14 protein-coding genes are annotated in these 21,886 nt (G+C 55.0%); 1 reads left to right on the top strand and 13 read right to left on the bottom strand.

The window, feature by feature from the left end:
• The first annotated feature begins 7 nt into the window (after positions 1 to 7).
• Positions 8 to 892, top strand: coding sequence for a TraB/GumN family protein (locus EV202_RS11710; RefSeq protein WP_131927177.1), 885 nt, complete (start codon positions 8 to 10; stop codon positions 890 to 892).
• Here the strand turns inward: EV202_RS11710 and EV202_RS11705 are convergent.
• The 13 genes from EV202_RS11705 to EV202_RS11645 all read right to left on the bottom strand — a co-directional run bounded on the left by EV202_RS11705 (position 868) and on the right by EV202_RS11645 (position 21,867).
• Entirely contained in the window at positions 868 to 1,182 is a 315-nt protein-coding gene (locus EV202_RS11705; protein ID WP_131927176.1) for a hypothetical protein, read from the bottom strand. The two genes, EV202_RS11710 and EV202_RS11705, sit on opposite strands and share 25 nt — an antisense overlap.
• Positions 1,183 to 1,368: 186 nt before the next feature.
• Positions 1,369 to 1,908: an HU family DNA-binding protein gene (locus EV202_RS11700; RefSeq protein WP_131927175.1), complete on the bottom strand. Its 540-nt coding sequence runs from the start codon at positions 1,906 to 1,908 to the stop codon at positions 1,369 to 1,371.
• A gap of 411 nt (positions 1,909 to 2,319) precedes the next feature.
• On the bottom strand, positions 2,320 to 5,016 hold the full coding sequence (locus tag EV202_RS11695) for a fimbrillin family protein (protein ID WP_131927174.1): 2,697 nt from the start codon (positions 5,014 to 5,016) through the stop codon (positions 2,320 to 2,322).
• Between the two features lie 218 nt (positions 5,017 to 5,234).
• Positions 5,235 to 6,338, bottom strand: a complete 1,104-nt coding sequence (locus EV202_RS11690; RefSeq protein ID WP_106068253.1) for a fimbrillin family protein — start codon at positions 6,336 to 6,338, stop codon at positions 5,235 to 5,237.
• A 131-nt stretch (positions 6,339 to 6,469) separates the two neighbouring features.
• Complete coding sequence (locus EV202_RS11685; RefSeq protein ID WP_131927173.1) at positions 6,470 to 7,519, bottom strand: DUF5119 domain-containing protein; 1,050 nt, start codon at positions 7,517 to 7,519, stop codon at positions 6,470 to 6,472.
• A complete protein-coding gene (locus tag EV202_RS11680; RefSeq protein ID WP_234878292.1) occupies positions 7,516 to 8,793 on the bottom strand; it encodes a DUF3575 domain-containing protein in 1,278 nt (425 codons plus the stop codon). Before EV202_RS11680 ends, EV202_RS11685 begins: the two co-directional genes overlap by 4 nt.
• A gap of 420 nt (positions 8,794 to 9,213) precedes the next feature.
• Positions 9,214 to 10,224 carry a tyrosine-type recombinase/integrase gene (locus tag EV202_RS11675; protein ID WP_131927172.1) on the bottom strand — a complete coding sequence of 337 codons (1,011 nt, stop codon included), beginning with the start codon at positions 10,222 to 10,224 and terminating at the stop codon, positions 9,214 to 9,216.
• 139 nt (positions 10,225 to 10,363) lie between these two features.
• Positions 10,364 to 12,649 (bottom strand): GH92 family glycosyl hydrolase, encoded by a 2,286-nt coding sequence (locus EV202_RS11670; protein ID WP_131927171.1) that lies wholly within the window; start codon positions 12,647 to 12,649, stop codon positions 10,364 to 10,366.
• A gap of 10 nt (positions 12,650 to 12,659) precedes the next feature.
• The gene (locus EV202_RS11665; protein ID WP_131927170.1) at positions 12,660 to 13,628 is read right to left on the bottom strand and encodes a glycoside hydrolase family 130 protein; all 969 of its coding nucleotides are present in this window, start codon (positions 13,626 to 13,628) and stop codon (positions 12,660 to 12,662) included.
• Between the two features lie 86 nt (positions 13,629 to 13,714).
• Positions 13,715 to 15,022, bottom strand: coding sequence for an MFS transporter (locus EV202_RS11660; protein WP_131927169.1), 1,308 nt, complete (start codon positions 15,020 to 15,022; stop codon positions 13,715 to 13,717).
• Positions 15,023 to 15,036: 14 nt separating this feature from the next.
• Positions 15,037 to 17,325: a GH92 family glycosyl hydrolase gene (locus tag EV202_RS11655; RefSeq protein ID WP_207903445.1), complete on the bottom strand. Its 2,289-nt coding sequence runs from the start codon at positions 17,323 to 17,325 to the stop codon at positions 15,037 to 15,039.
• A 98-nt stretch (positions 17,326 to 17,423) separates the two neighbouring features.
• Positions 17,424 to 19,550: a glycoside hydrolase family 20 protein gene (locus EV202_RS11650; protein WP_234878291.1), complete on the bottom strand. Its 2,127-nt coding sequence runs from the start codon at positions 19,548 to 19,550 to the stop codon at positions 17,424 to 17,426.
• Between the two features lie 25 nt (positions 19,551 to 19,575).
• Positions 19,576 to 21,867, bottom strand: coding sequence for a GH92 family glycosyl hydrolase (locus EV202_RS11645; RefSeq protein WP_106068913.1), 2,292 nt, complete (start codon positions 21,865 to 21,867; stop codon positions 19,576 to 19,578).
• Positions 21,868 to 21,886: the final 19 nt, after the last annotated feature.

Below are 21,886 nucleotides of genomic sequence, written 5' to 3'. Positions count from 1 at the left end.
AGAACAAATGAAGAAAATCATCAGCCTCCTCCTGCTCATCTGCCTTGTGCAGAGCGCCCATGCGCAACTCTTGTGGAAAATCTCCGGCAATGGATTGGAAAAGCCGTCGTACATCTTCGGCACCTACCACCTCTCGCCCCTCGGCATCAAAGACAGCATTGCCGCCCTGCCGCAAGCCGTGAACGAAACCACGCAGGTTTACGGCGAAGTAGTGATGAGCGAAATGATGTCGCCCGCTTTCATGCAAAGCATGCAACAGCAGATGATGATGCCCGAGGACAGTACGCTGCAAAGCCTCTTCACGCCCGAACAGTATGAAGAAGTGGGCAAAGTGATTAAAGAGAACATGATGGCGGACATCGCCATGCTGGCGCAGCTGAAGCCGGCCGCCATCAGCCAACAGCTTGCCGTGATACTCTACATGAGACATACGCCGGGCTTCAACCCGCAGGAGCAGCTCGACGCCTACTTTCAGCGACAGGCACAGCAGCAGGGCAAGAAAGTGGGCGGACTGGAAACAGCCCAATCGCAAGTGGACATCCTGTTCAATAGTCAGACATTGAAACGTCAGGCAGAACTTCTGCACTGCATGGCGAGTGACATCGACAGAACCGTGGGACAGGTCAAACGTGTGATTGCAGCCTATCAGAAGCAGGATTTGAATATCGTGCAGCAACTGCTGGCCGAACGTCGCGGCGACGCTTGCGACCCTCTGCCCGGAGAAATGGAAGCATTGATTGACAACCGCAACAAAGCATGGGCAGAGAAGATGCCCGCCATCATGAGCGAGGCCCCCACCCTTTTCGTAGTAGGTGCCGGACACCTGCCCGGCGACAACGGCCTGTTGAACCTGCTGCAACAGCAAGGCTACACGTTGGAGGCGCTGAAGTAATGCGGTGACCTCCCATAACCACCATCCACCAGCCTCGCCGTCGCCTCCACCAACCGGTACTTGCGGCACACCTCGAGTATGATTCTCTGCGGGATGTCCGTCACCATCGGCCGTGTCCTTCCGTCTTCGCCGGTCATGTGCCGAAACGGCAGTTGCGGGTATATGGCGTGCAATATCAGCGCCGAGCGGTCGTAGGCTGTGGGCAATGCACCCCTCATGTCGATGTTTATAAGGCAACTCTTGCGGAATTTCGCCGCACGTATTCTTTTGATAGTTCGATAGGGGGCCATGGTAGTAGTGTTTAACGGTTAGTCGATGAGCGGTTAACGATGGGTGATGAACGGTTAACGATGAGTGGTGAACGGTGAGCGGTGAGTGATAAGTGGTGAGCGGCAAGTGATGAGTGCTTTCTGTTTTTCACTCACCACTCACTAATCGCTCACCACTGACAACTAACCACTAACCGCTAACAACCGCTAACCAAGCGGATTCTCTCCTTGGCCGCCCGAGCCGCCGGGAGTACCGCCGCCCGTGCCGCTACCGCCCGTGCCGCCGGGCGTAGGTTCGGGAATCCCTTTCGCTTTGCGGTAGTCGGCCAGCGAGGCGTAGTTGATTTTGTTTTCCAGTACGCCGCCGTTCTCGTAGCTGATGCCTTGCAGAGTTCTCTCACGCAGTTCTTTGGCGGGGGTGAAGACGATGCGGGGCGATTTTATCATCTGCCCGGCATTGAACTTGTCGATGTCTTCCACGCCCTCACTCTTGAAGGTGAGGCGGAATGTACCCATACCGGGCACGTTCACCGTGTGCCCCTGCTGAAGCTGTTGCGGGATAAAGGCCGCCAGCAGCTCCATGGCTGATTCCAATTCGATGGGTGCCGTGGTGGTGTTTGCCGTTGCGGCACGGGTCAGGGCTTTCTGCGCCAACGGCTTGTCACTGTTGGGGATGGCATACCACTTGGCAGGATCGTTCTTCTTCATCGGGTTCTTTTTCTGTAACAATTTATACTTTACACTCATAATCTGATTCGTTTATTTGGTTGATAATAAAAGGATTGTCTCTTCCCCCGGTGTCCTCACCGGGGACTTGCCGGGCTGTTGTCAAGGCTCGCATATTCGGGGCTGATTGTTTCGTATATTCGAGGCTGCCTGTCTCGCATATACGACGTTGCTTGTCTCGTATATGCGACGTTGACAGTCTCGCATATGCGAGCTTATCGGCCTCGTATATGCGGCATTTCCCGCTTCGCATACTCCTTCCTTTAACATCTGCATGCGCACCTCTTTTCGGTGGAGGCAGGTAGGTTTCAGGCAGGATGCTTGCTTGCAAGAAGCCGGCGCTCGGATTTGTTCTCTTTTCATGAATGTTCGTTTTGTTTGATTAATATTATATGAAAAGTAGGGGAAGCCCACGCGGTCGCTTCGCTCCCTTTATTCTTCTTGGGCCGCCCTCACCCCGAAGCCGAGGCTCCGATGGTTGCCGCTCAGCGGGAACATGTGGCCCGTGGGGAAGCCCAGGTTCCACCCGCCGCCCGTGTAGTACGGCCCCGACCAACAGGTGCCGTCGTAGCCCACCAAGCTCGGCACTGAGCTGCCGTTCCGCCAGCCCGTCCCCGGGAAAAATACGGTTTGGGTCTTACTCGGGTCGCAATAGAAGTTCCAACCGTTGTTCCAAGGTCCTTGCACATTGAACTGAGATGAGTTACTCGTGTTTTGTCCCGTTGTGGTAAAACCTGTAAAGACATTGCTCGGAGGCATTTTATATCCTGCGGGGCAAGGGTCGTAGATGGTCTTTACAACAGGGTTGTCGTTAGCTGTGTAAACAGTGTTGTTCGCACTCCAAAGGTTGGCGTATTTATAATCCATGTAATTATTAGTACAGAACGTGTTAGGCTGGGTGATACCGGAAGTGATGCAGACATCTTCGTATGGGAAGCTGCTTGTTGCAGGAAGCTCGTCGGTGTGGGTTGCCCCCGATGCATCATACCAAGTCTTGTTGATGTTTCCCGCATGCGCCCCCACGAATGGGTCTTTACGTCCCCACTGGAAATAGGTATTATCACCTAAAATAATATTAGTATGTGCTTTCTGTTTCACCGTCACCGTCTCTGTCGTTCCTGCATACCCTTGGGTAGTTTGTTGTTTGAAGCGTACTTTCACCTCCCGTCCGGCATAGTTCTCCCTTCTCTCGTCGCACCAGCCTATGTTCACGGGCAGGATGGTGTAATTATAGTTTTGGAAGTTGGTAATGGTCTTCAAGCCTGTCCCCGGCACATAGTCCGTCACCCAGATGTGCCAGCTCCAGAGTATGGTGTTGGATGCGTCACGCACCGCCACCACAGCATTGCCCTGCTTGATGGTGCTTTGCGCCACCGTGAACGTCAGGAATCCCCCCGACAGCCCCACACCGGTCACAAGGTCCTGCTCGTCCTGCCACACGAGTGTGGCATTGGCAGGCGTGCAGCCCGCATTGCTGCCTATATAAGGATTGGTAATGGCATTTCCCAGATGGTTGATGAAGTTCACCAGCACGTTGGTTCCGGTTGCCGCGGAGGTATAGGCCGAAGGGTTAGGATTGCCATTTTTGATGGCGTTCCCGTACACCAGCGGCAGGCGGTACGTTCCCGGCGCGTTCACTACGTAGCAGTTCGCCGTGTTCTGCACGGCGTCCGCACCGGTGGCGTTCGAGAGGTTCCAGTTCGTCTTCGGCGATGCAGCCCGCAGGTTGTCGTTGTTAGGCTCATACATCACCTTCACCTGTGCCGCGGCCGTGGCCTGGTGCGCCGCCGGGGTGTTACCCCCGGGCCCGCTCTCGGTGAACGTCGTCAGCCACGTCGGTTTAGTATTGCTCCAGTTCAGCCCGTTGTCCGTGGAGTACTCCACCGTCCACGCCATGGGCAGCGTCTTCGTTGCGTCTCCCAGACGTGTCACCTCCAGATAGCTGGATACGGTGTAGTTCTGCGTGCCTCCCGTATGCTCGAAGTCACCCGGGGCGATGACGTTCAGCCTCGGCACCACCGAGATGCTCGACGTGCTGATGCGGTAGGTCACCGTCTTGCCCATAGGCCATGCCTTACCCGCTATGCTTGCCGTGAGCGTGCGCTGCGTGTTCGTAAGCTTGTCGGTGTAGACAACTTCCAGTTGCGCACCTGCGGGCAGCGTCTGCGGGATCATCATGAACGTCGCCGCCGGCTGCGTGATCGGAGCACCGAGCACGTTGGGGTCGGGCGTGGTCACGTTCAGCACCTGCGCAAAGTTGCGTGTGTTGGAGTATGCGCTCCATGTGCTTTCCCCTATGCGGTGCGTCGCCGTGCCGTACACTCCCTTCAGCGTTATCTTCGTCACCGTACCCGGCAGCAGCGGGTTGCCCGTCTCGAAGCGCACGGCCGTCAGCGCGTGCCTGAATGCCAGCGGCGCAGGCGCGTGCAGCACCCCCGCCACGTCCACCGACGAGGCCGTCAGCAGGTCGGTCTGGGCGGCCACGGCCGCCGGAACGGTGTAGCTGAACGCCGGTGCTCCGGGTGTGGTGAAGCCCGTGGTCAGGGTAACGCCCGCGCAGTGGTGAGGGGCGTAGGCGAAGAAAGCCACCCGCTTGTTCGTGCCCGGCCAGTAGTAGGCAGTCGTCCAGCTTTCCGACTTCTTCACCTGCGTGTCGAAGAAGTAGTTAGGCGCAACGGTGTTGTTCCACGTGTCGGCGGACGGATATACGGCGGCGAACACCGTGGCGTCGGCATGCATGGTGGCGGTTGTCACCGGGGCGCCCTTGGTGGTTGCGCCGCCGCTTTCTTCGGAAGCGCCGGCACCGGCTTCCCGTGCCTCATCCGTGGCGATGCCCTCTTCCGTCAGGGTGTGCAGGTACAATTCCTGCCCGCCGTCCGACGTCTCCCCACCGATGGGGGTTATCTCCAAGTGCGGAACGCTGTCGGCAGCGGCACGCGTGGTTGAGGGGGCGTCCCCCGCCCCCTGCGGCGCGGTCACGGCAAACCCGATGGACGTCCCCGCGCGGTGTCCGGTTTCATGTTCGTCCGAGCACGCCGCAAACAGCAGGGCGGACAGCAGCACGACGCCCGGAAGCAACCGGAAGGTCGTGGCCGGGCGGATAATTCTCATTGTTACAATAGTTCTCATAAGCAAGCGTTTATTAGTGGTTAGCGTTTATTAGTGGTTAGCGTTTATCAGTGGTTAGCGTTTATCAGTGGTTAGTGGTTGGCGTTAATTGGCGGCCAGTGGTATTAAGCGGACTGCGGGGGACAGAGGGATTGCGCCCTCCCCGGCCGGATGTATGGGGCCGGTCCAACCCCCGCAGTCCTGTTGATGTGGGTCATATGCCCGTGGAGGGCATCCTCTTACAGGCTAACTTCCTCCTCGGCCAGCTCGTCCCACTCGTCAACCGTAACGGTGAACTTGATCGGGCCGCCCAATACGGGGTCGCCGCCGTTGTTCTGCGTGGGGTCCACGTTCGGGTCGCTCGGGTCGTCGGGGTTGGTCTGGTTAGGGTCTACCTCACCCGCGCCGCCGCTGCCAAGGAACTTCAGCTTGTAGGTGTACTTCTTGCCCGGAAGCCAGTTGGTGCTGACAGGAACGGCGGCGTAGGCATACTTGCCAGACACCTTGGGGAAGATCTGCGTGGTGTTGCCCCCGCTCTTGCTCGAGATCTGGCAGAGCACGGCGATATAAGCGCCATTGGCGGTGCTGCCTCCGTCCCACGCCGTAAGCTGCTGCGGGATCATCAGGAAGTTGTCCTTGGTCACCTTCTTGGCAGAGCCGTCCAGCGTAACCTCGGCATCCAGCTTCGTGCCGTAGTCGGCCGGCGTGGCGGCTGCAGACCATTGGGTCTGGGGCAGCGTGCCCGTCGCAACAGACGTCGGGAAGGTGAAGTTGGCCGTGGAGGGGATGCGGCCCAGCTTGGTGCCCAGCACCTTGATCTCATAGCTTGCCACGGCGGAGGCGTCAATCTCGGCCTTCACCTCGATCTGCGAGAGGATGTGCTTGAAGGTAAGCGCCACGCCCGATGCCTCGTTGGCGGCTTTCGTGCCGGTGTTGTAGGCCACCACGACGTCCTTCTGGTTGGCAACGGCCTGTACGGGCGAGAAGTTGTTGATGGTCTGTGCCGTCGGAGTCACCGACACCGTGGCCACGTCCACCGGCGAGTAGGCGAAGAAGCGCAGCGTGCCGGTGCCCGGCCAGTAGTAGGTCTGTGCCGTGTTCCACTGCGAGCCGGCCTTGTTCACCTGGAGGTCGGTGAAGAAGTTGGCGGGCGCGGCAGCGATGGAGGCGCTCACCTTGAACGAGGCGATGTTGCTCGTGGTGAGGATGGGGCCGCGCGTCACGCTCCCCACGTTGGGGCGGAACTTGATGGCGCCGCCGTTGTCCAGACCGGTGGTCTCGTCCTGCGAGCAGGAGGCAAACGCCAGCAGGCCCGCAGCTAAAAACAATACATTCTTTTTCATGTCGTTGATAATTTAAAATAGTTAATAAAACAATTGATAAAAGGGTTAATAAAACAGTTGATAAACAATCGGCAAGGCAGCCGGTATCCGGCGGCCCCGGCCCATATAATAGGGAACCACATCACATAAGGTCACATCTCCATCTCTATCGTCTCGCCCACCCAGTCGTCCACCGTGGGTTGGAAGCCCCCGCCGCCCGGCTCCACTATGGGGTGCGGCAGCTTCAGCCCGTCGATGACGATGCGCACCTCCATGGGGTTCGGGGCATCGTTCACCTGGCCGCTCACGTCGAACGGGTAAAACTGCTTGCTCCCGTCCGTGAGGATGACGTATATCACCAGCGTGCGGAGCCTGTTGCCCGAGGCCGAAAGCCCGAAGGCGTGGAAGCTTCCCGTGGCCGTGCCGGCGTCGGCATCCGTGCGCCCCTCGAAGGGGATGGTGGTGCGCAGCGCGTCGCGGGTGCCGGAGGCCACCGCCAGGCTGCCCGAGAGTCCCGACAGGGAGAAGCTCATGGCCGAGACGTAGCGCAGGTTCTCGGCGTTACGCACCTCAACCGTGTAGCGCGGGGTCTCCCGCTCGGGGAAGAAGGTCAGCTCCTGGTCGTAAGCGGAGTTGGGTGAGGCTTTCGCGGCAAGCACCTCCACCGCGTTGTCCCTGCCGGCCCAGAGGGGGTCGGCGGGCAGCGCAACGGCCTCGCCCGTGGGGTTGGCATCCGCCGGGCTGCCTTGCAAGCCAAGCGGCTCGAGCAGGTGGGCCTGCCGGGTGTAGGCCTCGAAAGTGCCGTAGCCCCCGGTGCCCCGGAAGAGCACGTTCTCCGTGTCGTTGTTCAGGAACAAGGCCTTGTAGGTGCCGGGGGGGATCTCCACCACGCCGCCAAGGGCGTTGTCGAAGTCGTAGCGCAGCGCCTCGCCACCGCTTTCGGGGTAGAGGTACAGGCTCATGCCGGTGACGGCGGCACCCGGCGCCTTGCGCCAGTCGAAGATGACGCGAACCCTCGACACCGCCGGGTCGGGGTCGCAGAACCCTTTGTGCTCGCAGGATGAGAGCGTGCCGGCGATGAGCGCGGCTACTAAGGCCGCGCAGAGTGCCAGCAACGTGGCGGCCGCCGTGGCGCCGAGCGCCCGCAGGGTGCGGGAAGGGAACGGGTGCTTTCCCGTTTTCATCGTATTATAGGTTTTCATCTCTTGCCTCCTTTCTTTTTGTTTACGTTATCGTGGCCCAGCAGCCACACGAGCGACACCTCGGCCTTCGTGGGGCCGAACCACCGCCGCTGCTTCGTGGCCTGCCACAGGTAGCACTCCCTTTGGTGGGTCTCGCACCAACCCTTGGGCACGTACTCGAAGTACTCGCCGCCAAGGTAGCCGACGCCTATGGTGAAGTCGAGGTTAAGCCTGCGCCCTACCGGAGCGGAGTAGCCGTAGGAGATGCCGCCCCCGTAGCTCCAGCGGTCGCCGAGGTACCCCTTGCCGCCCCACTCGAGGTCGTAGGTAAGCAGCTGCCCGTACACCCCTATGTGGTGCCCCGTCAGCGGCTTGCGCCCGTAGCTCAGCCAGCGCCGCACCTCGAGGTCGCCGCCGTAGATGCGGTGGTAGCGGTGGCGGCGGTCGCTCTTGAGCCACGTGTACATCCAGTTGCCGGCTACGGACCAGCCGCGGCCTAAGTAGAACTCCAGCCCGAGGTTGGGGAGCGCCACGGCGTCGTAGAGCAGGTTGGTCTTCACGGCCATGTAGAAAGGCCTGCGCTCCAGGGGCGCGGGTACGGACTCCGCAGGTTCGGGGGGCAGGATGTAGACGGTGTCCTTGGCGGCTTCCCGAACCTCCTCCGACTCGTACCACACGCGCAGGGTGGAGGCGCGAAGCTCGGGGAAGAAACGGCTCTCCATGTAGCGCCAGGCGTAGCCCCCGCCGAGCATGCCCAGCCGGCGCTTGCGGCCGTCGCCCACCTGGCCGTTGTGCGTGATCCATTCGGGGGTGTGGCGCAGGATGTCGAGCACCTCGTGGCGGTAGGGCATGTACTCGTCGGAGAGCACGAGGCGTTCAAGCCCCTGCCAGTCGATGCCTTGCGGGACGGTGGAGAGCCAGCCGAACTCGTGCGGGAAATAGCCGGAGACCATCCGGCGGATGGCCTCGGCACGACGCTCGGAGAGGCGTTGGTTGAGGGCGGTGCTCCCCTCGGGGGAGGCGCCTGCGGTGACCCGCAGGCCCCGTATGCGCCGTGAGGGGTCTTGCAGCAGGGTTCTGAAACGCTCGGTGAAGGCGCGCACGCGCGCGCCGTTCTCACGGAAATAGGGGTCGAGGCGCGATTCGCCCTGACGGAAATAGACGCGCACGGAATCCGTGCCGCGGCGGATGCCGGGATCCTGCGCCCGGGAATGCCCGGACAGGAGCAGCAGCAACAGGAGGAGGATAAAGGGTCTTTTCATTGCCTGTGAATAAGGGTTATACATCTTTTTCATCTTGCTTGCCCTTGTGCACGGAAAGGGGGAGGAAGCCTGACGGAATCTCCCGAAAAGGCCGTGGGCAAAGGGGCTCAGGGCAGGCCGCCTCTTGCGAAGAGGTGGGAAGGAAAGAGGGAGGGGGCATGGAAGGGGCTTTCCGGGGAGGATTAAAAACAGAAAACCATGCCGTCCGCCTCCGGGGAATGTCCTTCTTACTGGGGGCGGCGGGGAAACTTTTTACCGGCAGGTGCGGGACTTTGCCGGGAGGGGTACGGCGGACGCAAACGTTTGTGTAAACGATATTTGTAAAATATTCGTCCTAAAGCTTGTTAATATGGGATAAAAGTGGTTTATTTGCAGGGACTTACGGGCAAGGCAACACCTCTTCGCAAGAGGTGGGATGTAAAACGTTGTCGGTAAGGCGAATGCCTTGGGGGCTCATGCCCCGATCCTCTCCAGCAGCCCGCGGTTGGCCTCCGCCAGCCGTTCGTCCTTTATCCCTTCGATATATATGAGCGTGGTCTTGGTATCGGTATGACCCAGCGCCTTGGAGATGACGGGCAGGTCGACGCCTTGTTCGTAGGCGATGCTCGCCCAGGAGTGGCGCGCCACGTAGGAGGTGAGGTTCACCCCGATACCCGCCTGCCGGGCAAGCTGCTTCAACGAGCGGTTGTAGCGGCGCAGGGCGCAGGGATAGGAGACAGGGCATATCCGTCCATCCTTCACCTTATATAGTATAGGAAAGAGATAGTCAGTGCCCTCCGCCTTATACTTGGCAAGTATATGGAGCATGCAGGGCTCCAGCGTCACCCTGACCTGCCGGCCAGTTTTGCGGCGTTGGTAGGTCAGCACCCCGTCCTTTACCTGCCGTTTCCTCAAGTGCGCCAGGTCCGTGAAGGGCATGCCCATGGCGTAGAAGGAGAAGAGGAAGAGGTCGAGGGCGGAAGCACCCGGAGCCGATGCGGCCCCTTTCCCGGAGCCTCCCCCGCAGGGAGGGGGAAAGGAGGAAAGGACCAGCCTGCGCATCTCCTCCGCCCCGATGCTACGCTTCACGGTGCGCTCGTTGCCCGTGAACACGCCCTTGAACGGCGCCCTGTCCTTCACGAGCCGCTTTGCCGCCGCCTTGTTGTAGATGGCGCGCAGGGAGCGCAGGTAGCACGAGGAGGTGTTGGGGCATACGCCACCTTCGCGAAGCCAACGCTCGTAGCGGCGCAGGGTCTCGGCATCGAGCGCCGAAAGCGGCACGTCCCTGCCGGAGTTGAAGCGGACGAAAGAGCGCACCGCCGTGCGGTAGTTCTCGGCCGTGGAGCGGCTTAAGCCACGGGATGCCGCACCGGTGAAAACCGAAAGCGTGGGGACGGCGTTCCGCTCTTTACTTGCTCTTGACTTCTTTGTACTGCTCTCCTTTGCAATGCCTGCTCTCTTGAATTTGAATAGGAATCCTAACATCTGTATTATGATTTATGTGATTAGCAGGCAAAAATACGGGGTAGGCCTTGAATAAAAAAGAAACCCGTCGTTGATGTGAGTCACATAAACGACGGGCAACCATGATGTATGGGTATTATATCGGTATCCTCTTCCGTGCTTATCGAAGCTTGAAACGCAAGTGCCCTCCCTGCACCAATTCTTCGTGAGAGATGCGATAGCGCAGCAGCTTCTTGCCGCCCAACTCCATCTCACGGATATAAAGAGAGGTTTCCGAGGGACGCTCGGTTTCTATTACCAACCGGTCGCGCCCACAGAACTTCGGGTCGAGCCGGATGGTCACCTTATCGAATATCGGCGTTGAAAGCGTATAAGCCGGCTCGCCGGGACAGTCGGGATAGAAGCCCATCATGTTGAAAACAGCCCAAGCAGACATCGTGCCTGTATCGTCGTTGCCGGGAATGCCGTCGGGGGCATTCTTGAAATGCTTCTGAAGCAAGCGATGCAACTCCTTCTGCGTGCGCCACTCTTCGCCCTTGAAGTAAGAGAACAGATGGGCGTAGGCAATGTCCGGCTCGTTGGCGGGGTCATAAAGCCCCTCATCGAACACACGTTGCAGCTTGTCGACAAACGGCTTCTTTCCTCCCATGAGCCGTGCCAGCCCTTTGACATCGTGGGGCACATAGAACGTGTAGTTCCAGGCGCATCCTTCGTGGAAACCGGGATTAGGTTCGAAGTTCTCGCCTTGCTTCGGGTCGAAAGGAGCATAAAACTCACCGTCCGGCAAGATGGGGCGGAATGTGCCTGACTGCTTGCTGTAATAGTGCTTGTAGCCCAACGAACGCTCATGAAACAGGCGGGCATCGGCCTGATACCGGCGTGCCTTCTCTTTCTCTCCACGCGCTGCCGCCTCCTTGCCAAGTGCGGTGGCTATGCGTGCAAGGGCATTGTCGGCAATGTAATACTCCAACGCATGCGACACGGAGTTGTCGTATTGTCCGCGCAGCGGAACGTATCCCAAAGACATATAATCGTCGTTGTCCGGACGCAGCAGATTTTCCGCTCCCGGCAAGGTGGCTCCCTTGCGCATGGCTTCGTAGGCAGTTTCAATGTCAAAGTCGCGCAGGCCTTTCAGCCAAGTATCTGCAATGACGGGAATGGAAGGGTCTCCCTCCATGGTGAGCGTTTCGCGGCCATACAGTTCCCATTTGGGCAGCCACCCGTGCTCCCGATACATATCGAGCATGGAGCGCACCATCTGCAACTGTCGTTCGGGATACACCAACGTGAGAAGCTGGTGTACGTTGCGATACGTGTCCCATAAAGAGAAGACGGTATAGCGGTCGCCTTGCGTGGTGAGTACCTTGTCGCTTTCCATGGCCGGATATTGTCCGTTGACATCCTGTAAGATGTTAGGGTGCATCAACGTATGGTAGAGTGCGGTATAGAACACGGTCTTCTGCTCGTCCGTACCTCCTTCCACCAGAATGCGTGACAGGTCATCGTTCCAGCGGCGACGGGCTTCGTTTTGTATTTGTCCGAAGTCTTTGCCTTTCTGCTCGGTCTCCAGATTGAGACGGGCATTCTCCATGCTGACGAACGAAACGGCCATCTGCACCTCAATCTGTTCGCCTTCGCGGGTGTTGAACGTAAGGTATGCGCCGATGTCATCGCCCGCCAGCTCCCTGCCATAGTGGGTATAGAGTTTGTAGCGTCCGTTGTCGGCATCCCATTCGGCTTCCACTCCGCTCATGGGACGTTGCTTCTTCCAGTAGCCCGAAGCCGCCGGCTGCTTGTTGACACGCATCACGAAATAGATGGGAAACACAGCCTGAGGATTATAGCAGAATGTGCCCAACAGCTTCATGCCCTCGAACTCGCAGTCGCTCGTCCGCCGCAGGAAAGCACCGGTTTCGTTGGTAAGCCCCTCACCCAGATTCAGCAACACATGACTCTGCCCGGCGGGGAAAGTGAAGCGGGCCACACCGGTGCGCGGCGTGGCAGTGACCTCGGTCTTCACCCCATAACGGGTCAGGAAGTTGCTGTAATATCCCGGAGAGGCCTGCTCGTCCGTATAACGGCTTCCATATTCCTTATAGTCTACGGAAAGCTCGCCCGTAGTGGGCATCAGCAGCAATGAACCTAAATCAGGGCATCCTACTCCGCTGAGGTTGACATGCGAATATCCGGTAAAGAAGCAGTTGTGATATTCGTAGGGAGTAGACCACCAACGGGCGTCCTTGTCGTATTTATTATCCTCCGAACCCATCACATTGAAAGGTACTACAGACATCATCCCGTTGGGACAAACGGCACCGGGATGAGTGGTGCCGAAGTTGGTGGTGCCTATGAATGGATTGACATAGTCGACAGGACGTTTTCCCGTTGCCGAAATCGTCGCAAATAGGCCGTAAGCAACGATGAGAAAGGATATCAGTCGTTTCATGACAGCGAAATCAAATGCTGGTACGCTTTGTGAACTCTATGATGTCAGAGATATATCCAAAAGCCATCCCTACCACCGTGTCGGCTGCACCGTAGTACACCGCCACTCGTTTGCCGTCTTGCAAGGCTGCACAAGGGAACACCACATTGGGCACATCGCCTTGCAATTCATAGGGGGCAGCCGGTGCAAGCAGATACTCGCGCGTGCGATACAGCACCTTCGCCGGGTTCTCCTTGTCGAGAATGGCTGCGCCCATGGAATAGCGGAAGCCGTTGCAAGTAGTAATTACACCATGATAGAACATCAGCCAGCCTTCGTCCGTAAGGAACGGCACGGAACCTGCCCCTATCTTCGTACATTGCCATGCACTCTCAGGGAAAGGGGTAACCTTCATCACACAACGATGCTCGCCCCAGTATTTCATGTCCGGACTATAACTGATGTAGATATCGCCGAAAGGCGTATGTCCGTTGTCGCTCGGACGGCTCAGCATGGCATAGCGTCCGCCCACCTTCTGCGGAAGCAATACCCCGTTGCGGTTGAAAGGCAGGAAAGCGTTTTCGCACTGGAAGAATTCCTTGAAGTCGAACGTATAGCCTATGCCGATAGTGGGTCCGTGATAACCGTTGCACCACGTAATCCAATAACGGTCTTCAATCCACGTCACACGCGGGTCGTACTTATACTCCGACTCTATCATGTCCGTGTTTCCGGCCTTGAAACGGATAGGCTCGTGATTGATTTCCCAATGGATGCCGTCTTTACTGAACCCGGCAAAGATGTTCATCTGCACCGCCTTGTTGTCGCAACGGAACACACCGGCAAAGCCATCACCAAAAGGTACCACGGCACTATTGAAAATACTGTTGGACGAGGGGATTTGATAACGTCCGATAACGGGATTCTGGGAGTAACGCCACATGACGTCCGTGCATCCTGCCGGACAGTCTTCCCACGGCATGGTAAACTTGCTGTTCATATCAACTGTTTATTGGTTAAGTTAGTAATTAAGATTAATCATATTGCAAGGTATCTTGCCCGAAAGGACGATACCCCTTCTTCAAATCAGGTTTTCGAATCATCATGCGTGAACGGGATGAAGTACGTTATCAGCAACGACGGAATGGCCGCCAGCAACACATAGATAAAAAACTTCTCATAACCCAGCCAGTCACTGAAGAAACCGCTCATCATGCCCGGAAGCATGACGCCTAAGTTCATGATGCCTGATGCAAAGGCATAGTGAGACATCTGATGTTTGCCCGGGGCAATCTGCTGCATCATGAACAACGTCAGCCCCACAAAGCCGAAACCGTAGCCGAAGTATTCTGCCACGATGCCTGCGCCTATCACGTAAAGATTCTCCGGCTGATAGATAGCCAGCAACGTATAAGCCATGAACGGGAAGTTGAACACGATGCAGAGCGAGAACAAGGTCTTCTTCAGCCCGCGCTTCGACACATAGATGCCTGCCAGCAAAGAGCCCAGCACAAAAGCACCCGATCCCAGCACACCGTTGAGCGTACCGATTTCGGTCAGTGAAAGCCCCAGCCCTCCGGCTTCGCGCGAGGCGCGCAGAAACAGCGGGGCTATCTTCATCACAAAACCCTCGGCAAAACGATAAAGGATAATGAAACAGATGTAATAGATAATGTGGCGCTTCGTGAAGAAGTTCTTTATCACCTCCCACAGTTCGCGCATCACTGCGGCACCCGAACGCTTGGTGTGTTCGCTCACCTGCGTGCAAGGCAGCATTTTGGAGTGATACAGTCCGAGCACCACCAGCAGCACGGCAATGACGATGAAGATTATCATCCATGCTTCTTTATAGGCCGGCATATTCTCCTGCACCGACCTGCCTTCCACAGCCCCGAAGCTCTCGGCCAGCATGCCTGCCAATGCCACCAAACCGCCATTGGCCACCAGCTTGGCGATGTTATAAAAAGCCCCCTGCACACCGATGTACCTGGCTTGGTCGGCAGGCGAAAGCTCGGCCATGTACACACCGTCGCAAGCAATATCGTGCGTGGCGCCGCTGATGGCTATGACCGCCATCGTGGAAATGCTGACGGCAAAGAAATAATCGAACTTCAAAGAGAAAGCTACAAGGCCGAACAAGAGTCCGCTCAGCAACTGAGTGACGATAACGAAGAACTTCTTCGTCCGATACATCTCCAGAAAAGGACTCCAAAGAAACTTCAACGTCCAAGGCATCATGATGACCGATGTCCAGAAAGCAATCTGCGTATCGGATATGCCCAAATCCTTGAACATGAACGTAGAAACCAGGTTCACTGCAATGAAAGGCAGTCCCATGGCGAAATAGACGGAAGGTACCCAAGATATCGGGTTTCGAGAATTATTGTGATTCATACCTATTTCACGTGTTATCTGTTATTCATTCTTACAGGCTTATCGCCCATTACCAACTCCAGAGTACCTCCGTCTATTATATCCTGATGTGTAAAGAACGGTTGGACAAGTTCCTTTCCGTTCAGCAACATTTTCTGTACGTACTTGTTCGTGCGGCTGTTGCCGGTGGTTTTCACCGTAAACTTCTTCCCGTCTTTCAGGTTCACCGTAGCCTTGTCAAAGAGTGGGCGGCCGATGGAATAGACCGGACGGCCGGGACATACCTGATAGAATCCCATGGCATTCAGCACATACCACGCCGACATCTGCCCGCAGTCTTCATTGCCGGAAAGACCGTTCGGGTTATTGAAATAAAGCGTCTGCAACACTTCGTCCACCAATTCCTGCGTGCGCCAAGGTTGCCCCACGTAGTTGTAAAAATGAGTGATGTGGTGGCTCGGCTCATTGCCGTGAGCATACTGTCCAATCAAACCGGAGATATCGGCAGACACCAGTTCACCTTCCAAGGAAGAATCTGCCACGAACAAGGAATCCAGCTTGCCGATGAAAGCTTCACGGCCTCCCATCAGTTCTACCAGTCCTTCCACATCGTGGGGCACAAACCAAGTCCACTGCCAAGCAGTACCTTCGCAATAGTCGTCGTTACGGTGATTGGAGGAACGGGGATTGAACGGCGTACGCCAATTGCCTTTACTGTCCAGCCCACGCATAAAACGGGTGGAAGGATCGAAATACTTCACATATCCCTTACTGAAATCGGCATATTTCCGCAGGTTCACCGTGTCGCCCAGTTCACGAGCTAATAGGGAGATGCACCAATCATCATACGCGTATTCCAATGCTTTGGCCACCGCCTCATTGTCTTTGTCGCAAGGCACATAGCCAATCTTGTTCTTCCAGTATTTGGCTTGCGGCATCAGATGCGGCAACACCAAAGGCGGACATTTGATACCGGCCGTGTCATATTCGGCGGTACGCAAGCAACCGCGATATGCCGCCTGCACATCGAAGTCACGATAGCCTTTCATATAGGCATCGGCAATGAGGGAAGCCGCATGATAACCAATCATCGTACCCGTATAATTGCCGGCCAGCTCCCACATGGGGAAAACACCGCCCTCGCGTTCCTTCTGTATCAGCGAACGGATAAAAGCCTGATTCAAATCGGGGTCTATAATTGTCATCAACGGATGGTAGGCACGGAATGTGTCCCACAAAGAGAAGATGGTGTAAACGGGCTGTTCCACACTGCCCTGATGCGCTTTCAAGTCCATACCCAGATAGCGGCCGTCGGCATCCGTAAACAAATTGGGGTGCATGCCGGTATGATAGAGTGCCGTATAGAAGATGGTTCGTTGGTCCTTATCAGCCGTTTCAATGTCTATCTTGGAAAGGTAGTCATTCCATGCTTGGCGTGCCGAACGGCGTACACCGTCAAAATCCCATTCCGGCAATTCGGTTTCCACATTCTTGCGAGCACCATCCATGTCGACAGCCGAGACTCCAACTTTCACCAATACCTGCTCGTCTTTTTTCGTTCGGAACTTCAACAACACCTTAGCAGTAGGCAGAAGAGGACCGCCCTCATCCAACGCCATGGAATCCGTCACCATGGTATAAGTAAACGGTTTGGAGAACTTGGCATAGAAGTTGATGTATTGGTCGAAAGCCCAATAAACGGTCTTCTTACGCCCGCAAATCTCGGTATCACTGACCACTTCCAATTCTATCTCTTCATTTTTCTGACGCTGAAGGCTGTAATCCAAATCCAAGATAAAACCGGATTCTTCCGATTCGGGGAACGTATAACGGTGGATGGCCGCACGCTTGGTGGCTGTCAATTCGGCCTGCACGCCATAACGGTCAAGAAATACGGAATAGTATCCCGGTTCGGCTTTCTCGTTCTCGTGAGAGAAAGCAGAAGCATAAGCCATCTGCTGGCTCTTTTCGCCCATGGCATGATACTCCTGACGGCCTACGGTAGGCATCAGCAACACGTCGCCGTAATCACCGCATCCCGTACCGCTGAGGTGCGTGTGCGAGAAACCGTTGATGGTGGAATCCTCATAATAGTAACCCGAACAGGCATCCCACTGGTAAATACGTGTATCGGGACCGGGTTGAATCATTCCATTGGGAACTACCGCACCGGGATAGGTATGTCCATGTCCGCCCGTACCGATGAAAGGATTTACGTAAGAGGCATAATCTTCTTCCGAAGCAGTGGAGGTACAATTGCATACCGCCATGCCCAACAGCAAGAGGCAACCAGCCTGCAATGCAATCATTTTCATGTTCTTCATGCTTAATTTAAGTTTATAGATATACATATTGTTCTTACACACATAAATGATACAATTTATTCAGCTTGACTACTAATATTAATCATTTACTTTTTTAATTAATTAGCAAAACCACCGCCTTCATGGGGCGCTGTACAAGCACCCACCACCAACTCGTCCATAAAAATCCAACTGCCGACTATACCGTTGGATTTTGCCCGCAGGCGTACATACCGTGCTCTACAATCTCCCTCCCAGACATACGTTTGCAATGTCAACTTCTCGTCTGTCACCGATATTTCAGTTTCTATCCGCTTCAAATCCGTAAATACTTTTCCATCGGCAGAAACCGAGAGTATCACCTCTTTAGGCAACCAGACATACGGCCCTATCAGTTGCATAAAGTCCGCAGCTATCCGACCGATATACTCCTGCCGCTCCAAGTCGACCGTCACCTCTACATCCGAGTTTAGAAATCCCTGCCAACGACGGTCTCCATACGTCCATCCGCCGTGCAACCCGTCCGTCAAAGCCGAATCTCCTCCTGCCTTATATTGCGAGGCGTAAGGGTACGCATATTTTACACTTTTTCCTTTTGCCAGATGATTGTCTACCGTCAAGGCGATGGGGCGTTCGCCCACCTCATTCTTCAGGTCGAACGTATGATAGCCGCAAGACCGCAACCTATCCACCTCGCGCAAAGCAACTTCACGAAAACGCTTCCAGTCTTTCCGGTCGACCGGTGTCCAAGCTACTTCGGACAAAGCCAGTACACGGGGATAAATCATGTATTCCGCATGGTCGGCAGTAGGTATATATTCTGTCCAGACATTGGCCTGCACACCGCGTATGCCGACGGTTTCTTCCCCGGCAAGTTCTTCGGGAATCGGATTGTAAGAATAGACTTTCTGCAAGCTTGTGTAGCCGCCTATCGCCTCCGGCTGTGTGGCAGGCGCATCCTGATAAAAGTCGAAATAGCAATGGCTGCCGGGAGACATCACTGTGTAAAGTCCCCTGCGCACAGCCTCAACACCTTTCGCTTCGTTACGCCAGACCGTAACGCCGGTTTCTTCGGACAATTCTCCACTCAATATTTCATCCCAACCTATCATCTTACGTCCATGCGCTTTCAAGAACGTTTCGATACGACCTATCAAATATCCTTGCAGTTCACTTTCGTCTTTCAATCCTTCTTTCCTGATACGTTCCTGACAATCCGGACACTTTTTCCAATGAGCCGTAGACGCCTCATCGCCACCTCTGTGAATGTATTCTGACGGGAAAAGCTCCATGACCTCCGTCAATACATTTGTCAGGAAAGTATATGTTTCTTCTTTACCCGGACACAATTCCGAACCTGACCGTCCATTGCCACCGCAAGCCAACCGGGGATAGGCTGCAAGCACCTCTTCCGAGTGCGACGGCATCTCGATTTCGGGGATGACCGTAATATGCCGTCGGCGGGCATATTCCACCACCTCGCGGATATCCGCCTGCGTATAGAAACCTCCCTGAGCACCCGGAGCATCTTTTTCACAATAACTCTTTCCGCCTTTCCACCAGCTTTTCCAGTCCGGAAAAGGACGGTAGGCAGTCTGCCGTGTCAGCTCAGGATACTTTTTTATATCTATACGCCAGCCCGCTCCATCTGTCAAATGCCAATGAAAACGATTGATTTTATAATGTGCCAAAGCATCCAGTTGTTTCTTAATGAACTCCTTGGTACGAAAATTACGGGAAACGTCGAAATGCAATCCACGGTAGGGAAAGCGCGGAGCATCTTCTATTTCCACCAAAGGCAGACGCCAGCCTCCCTTTCCGTCCGGTTGCGCCAGTTGCAACAGCGATTGGAAAGCATAGAACAATCCGGCAGATGATGCGGCTTCGGCTTTAATACCTTGCTTGTTCACCGTCAGCCGATACCCTTCTTCACCACAACTTGCCAAACAAGACGCTTCTTGCACAAAAACAATGGGCGATTTCTTACCCCCTTTCTTCAGTTTCCAAGGAGAGTTTTCGAGATAGCGAGCAAAATCATCTTTCTCCTTTGAAGGCAGATTACAGTAGAATGCAACATGCCGGGACACGTCATATCTTCCCGCCTTGACATGCAGGTGACGGGGTTGGGGAATGATGCGCACACTGTCTGAAGGTAGTGCAACGGCATCAATTGCTGTCATAGCAAGAGAAGCAAGAAATATCAAGAATCGTTTCACTGTGATACCAAAATTTAATTCTAAATCCATTTGAAGTTTACTTCCACTCTATCCCTTATTTCCTTTTCAACTCTTTTAATTCGTTCGAAAAAGAATAAGGATAATCTTCCGGCTGTGTGCCCCTATCCTTATTTGGCCGGTTACCCATGTTGAACATCAGCGTTCCGCCATTCAATAAATCCTCATGCTTCAAATAATTCTTCGTATAGTCGCTATCATTGAACCGAAGCGATTCAACATACGGATTATCCGGCGTATTATTGGCTGCGTCGATAATCAATGACTTGCCATTTTCGAAATGAAGTGTGGCTTTCTTAAACAAAGGAGTGCCCAAGACATATTCGTCCGCTCCCGGACAAACCGGATAGAAACCCAACGCCGAGAACACATACCAAGCCGAGGTCTGGCCGTTGTCCTCATCGCCGCAGTAACCGTCAGGGCCTGAAGTGTACATGCGGTCCATCACCTGACGCAACCAATATTGCGCCTTCCAAGGCTGACCGGCATAGTTATACAAATAAATCATGTGCTGAATGGGTTGATTGCCGTGGGCATAGTTACCCATATTCATTACCGTCATCTCACGAATTTCGTGGATGACCTGTCCGTAATAGCTTTCGTCGAACAAGGGCGGAACAATAAAAACCGAGTCGAGCATTTGCACGAACGATTCTTTGCCGCCCATCAACTCTATCAGGCCTTGCGGATCGTGAAATACCGACCACGAATAGTGCCAACTATTGCCCTCGGTAAAAGCATCACCCCACTTCAAAGGTGAGAAAGGCGACTGAAACCGTCCGTCTTTATTACGTCCCCGCATCAGTTTACTCTCCTCGTCGAACACATTCCGATAGTTCATGGCACGCCGGGCAAAGAGTTTTTGTTCTTTCTCAGGCCTATTCAAAGCTTTGGCCATCCGGTAGATGCACCAGTCATTGTAAGCATACTCCAGCGTGCGGGCTGCATTCTCGTTGATCTTCACGTCATAAGGCACATAGCCCAGTTTATTGTAATACTCGTACCCCGAACGGCCGGTAGAAGAGACCTTGGGATGAACATGACCCGTTCCATGAATCAAGCCTTCATAAAGCGTTTGCACATCCTCTACCCTCACTCCTTTCAGGTAAGCATCGGCAAGTACCGAAGCCGAGTTATTGCCAATCATACAATCACGGTGTCCGGGACTGGCCCATTCGGGAAAGAAACCGCTTTCCTTGTAGGTATTGACAAGCCCCTCCTGAATCTTCTTGTTCACCGAGGGATACATCAGGTTCAGGAATGGGAAAAGGGAACGAAAGGTGTCCCAAAAGCCTGTGTCGGTGTACATATACCCCGGTAGTACCTCGCCGTTGTAAGGGCTGTAATGAATCGGATTGCCATCCTCGCCGTACTCGTAGAATGCACGCGGGAAAAGCAAGGAGCGATACAAACAGGAATAGAAGGTACGGTATTGATCGAGGCTGCCTCCTTCTATCACGATTCTGCCCAACACCCTGTTCCACTCATCCTGTCCTTTCCGTACCAATGTATCGAAAGCATCGTTGCCAAGTTCCTTCAGATTCCTGTCGGCTTGCTCAAGGCTGATAAAGGAGGAAGCCACGCGCACATGCACCTTTTCGCCCTTACGGGTTTTGAAGCCGATAATGGCACCGGTATGTGCGGCCTGCTGCTCATCCACGTCTTTGTGCAACGCTCCATTGGCAACCGATGCTTTATACGTAAAAGGCTTGTCGAACTCTATCACGAAATAGTTTCTGAAGTTCGTGGGCACGCCGCCACTGTTGCGGGTGGTATAGCCGATTATCCTATTCCGTTCCGGTAGTATCTTCACATACGAACCCTTGTCAAAGGCATCGACCACAATATAAGAGTGCTCATTTTCGGGAAAGGTGAAGCGAAACAGGGCAGCACGTTCTGTGGGTGTAAACTCGGCCAACACATCATGTTCGGCAAGATACACCTTATAATAATGTGGAAGGGCAACCTCCCCCTTATGGGAGAACCAACTGGCACGTTTCTCTTCGTCAAACTCCGGCCTGCCCACTACCGGCATGATGGAGAATTGCCCATAGTCGTTGATCCAAGGACTGGGCTGGTGGGTCTGCTTGAAGCCTCGGATTTTATGAGCCGTATATACATATTGCCAACCGTCGCCCATCTTGCCAGTCTGAGGCGTCCAGAAGTTCATGCCCCACGGACGGGCTATGGCGGGATAGGTATTTCCGGTGGACAGCTCGAAAGTAGACAATGTGCCCACAAGCGGATTTACATATCGGGTAAAATCTTCAGTGGAATGTGCTCTCAAGGCACAACTTACAAAGCAAATCAAAACGAATAGTTTTCTCATGGCATTATCATTCGGATTA

This window comes from Prevotella heparinolytica (assembly GCF_004342845.1).
Lineage (GTDB): Bacteria > Bacteroidota > Bacteroidia > Bacteroidales > Bacteroidaceae > Bacteroides > Bacteroides heparinolyticus.
Note: the sequence above shows the minus strand (reverse complement) of the source record. Positions and strands in the feature narration are given on the sequence as shown.

Excerpts from the sequence above, each read along its gene's own strand:
- EV202_RS11670 (WP_131927171.1), bottom strand. The coding sequence starts at position 12,649 with ATGAAACGACTGATATCCTTTCTCATCGTTGCTTACGGCCTATTTGCG.
- EV202_RS11690 (WP_106068253.1), bottom strand. The coding sequence starts at position 6,338 with ATGAAAAAGAATGTATTGTTTTTAGCTGCGGGCCTGCTGGCGTTTGCC.
- EV202_RS11665 (WP_131927170.1), bottom strand. The coding sequence starts at position 13,628 with ATGAACAGCAAGTTTACCATGCCGTGGGAAGACTGTCCGGCAGGATGC.
- EV202_RS11675 (WP_131927172.1), bottom strand. The coding sequence starts at position 10,224 with ATGTTAGGATTCCTATTCAAATTCAAGAGAGCAGGCATTGCAAAGGAG.
- EV202_RS11660 (WP_131927169.1), bottom strand. The coding sequence starts at position 15,022 with ATGAATCACAATAATTCTCGAAACCCGATATCTTGGGTACCTTCCGTC.
- EV202_RS11680 (WP_234878292.1), bottom strand. The coding sequence starts at position 8,793 with ATGAAAAAGATGTATAACCCTTATTCACAGGCAATGAAAAGACCCTTT.
- EV202_RS11705 (WP_131927176.1), bottom strand. The coding sequence starts at position 1,182 with ATGGCCCCCTATCGAACTATCAAAAGAATACGTGCGGCGAAATTCCGC.
- EV202_RS11700 (WP_131927175.1), bottom strand. The coding sequence starts at position 1,908 with ATGAGTGTAAAGTATAAATTGTTACAGAAAAAGAACCCGATGAAGAAG.
- EV202_RS11655 (WP_207903445.1), bottom strand. The coding sequence starts at position 17,325 with ATGAAGAACATGAAAATGATTGCATTGCAGGCTGGTTGCCTCTTGCTG.
- EV202_RS11645 (WP_106068913.1), bottom strand. The coding sequence starts at position 21,867 with ATGAGAAAACTATTCGTTTTGATTTGCTTTGTAAGTTGTGCCTTGAGA.
- EV202_RS11710 (WP_131927177.1), top strand. The coding sequence starts at position 8 with ATGAAGAAAATCATCAGCCTCCTCCTGCTCATCTGCCTTGTGCAGAGC.
- EV202_RS11695 (WP_131927174.1), bottom strand. The coding sequence starts at position 5,016 with ATGAGAACTATTGTAACAATGAGAATTATCCGCCCGGCCACGACCTTC.
- EV202_RS11650 (WP_234878291.1), bottom strand. The coding sequence starts at position 19,550 with ATGGATTTAGAATTAAATTTTGGTATCACAGTGAAACGATTCTTGATA.
- EV202_RS11685 (WP_131927173.1), bottom strand. The coding sequence starts at position 7,519 with ATGAAAACCTATAATACGATGAAAACGGGAAAGCACCCGTTCCCTTCC.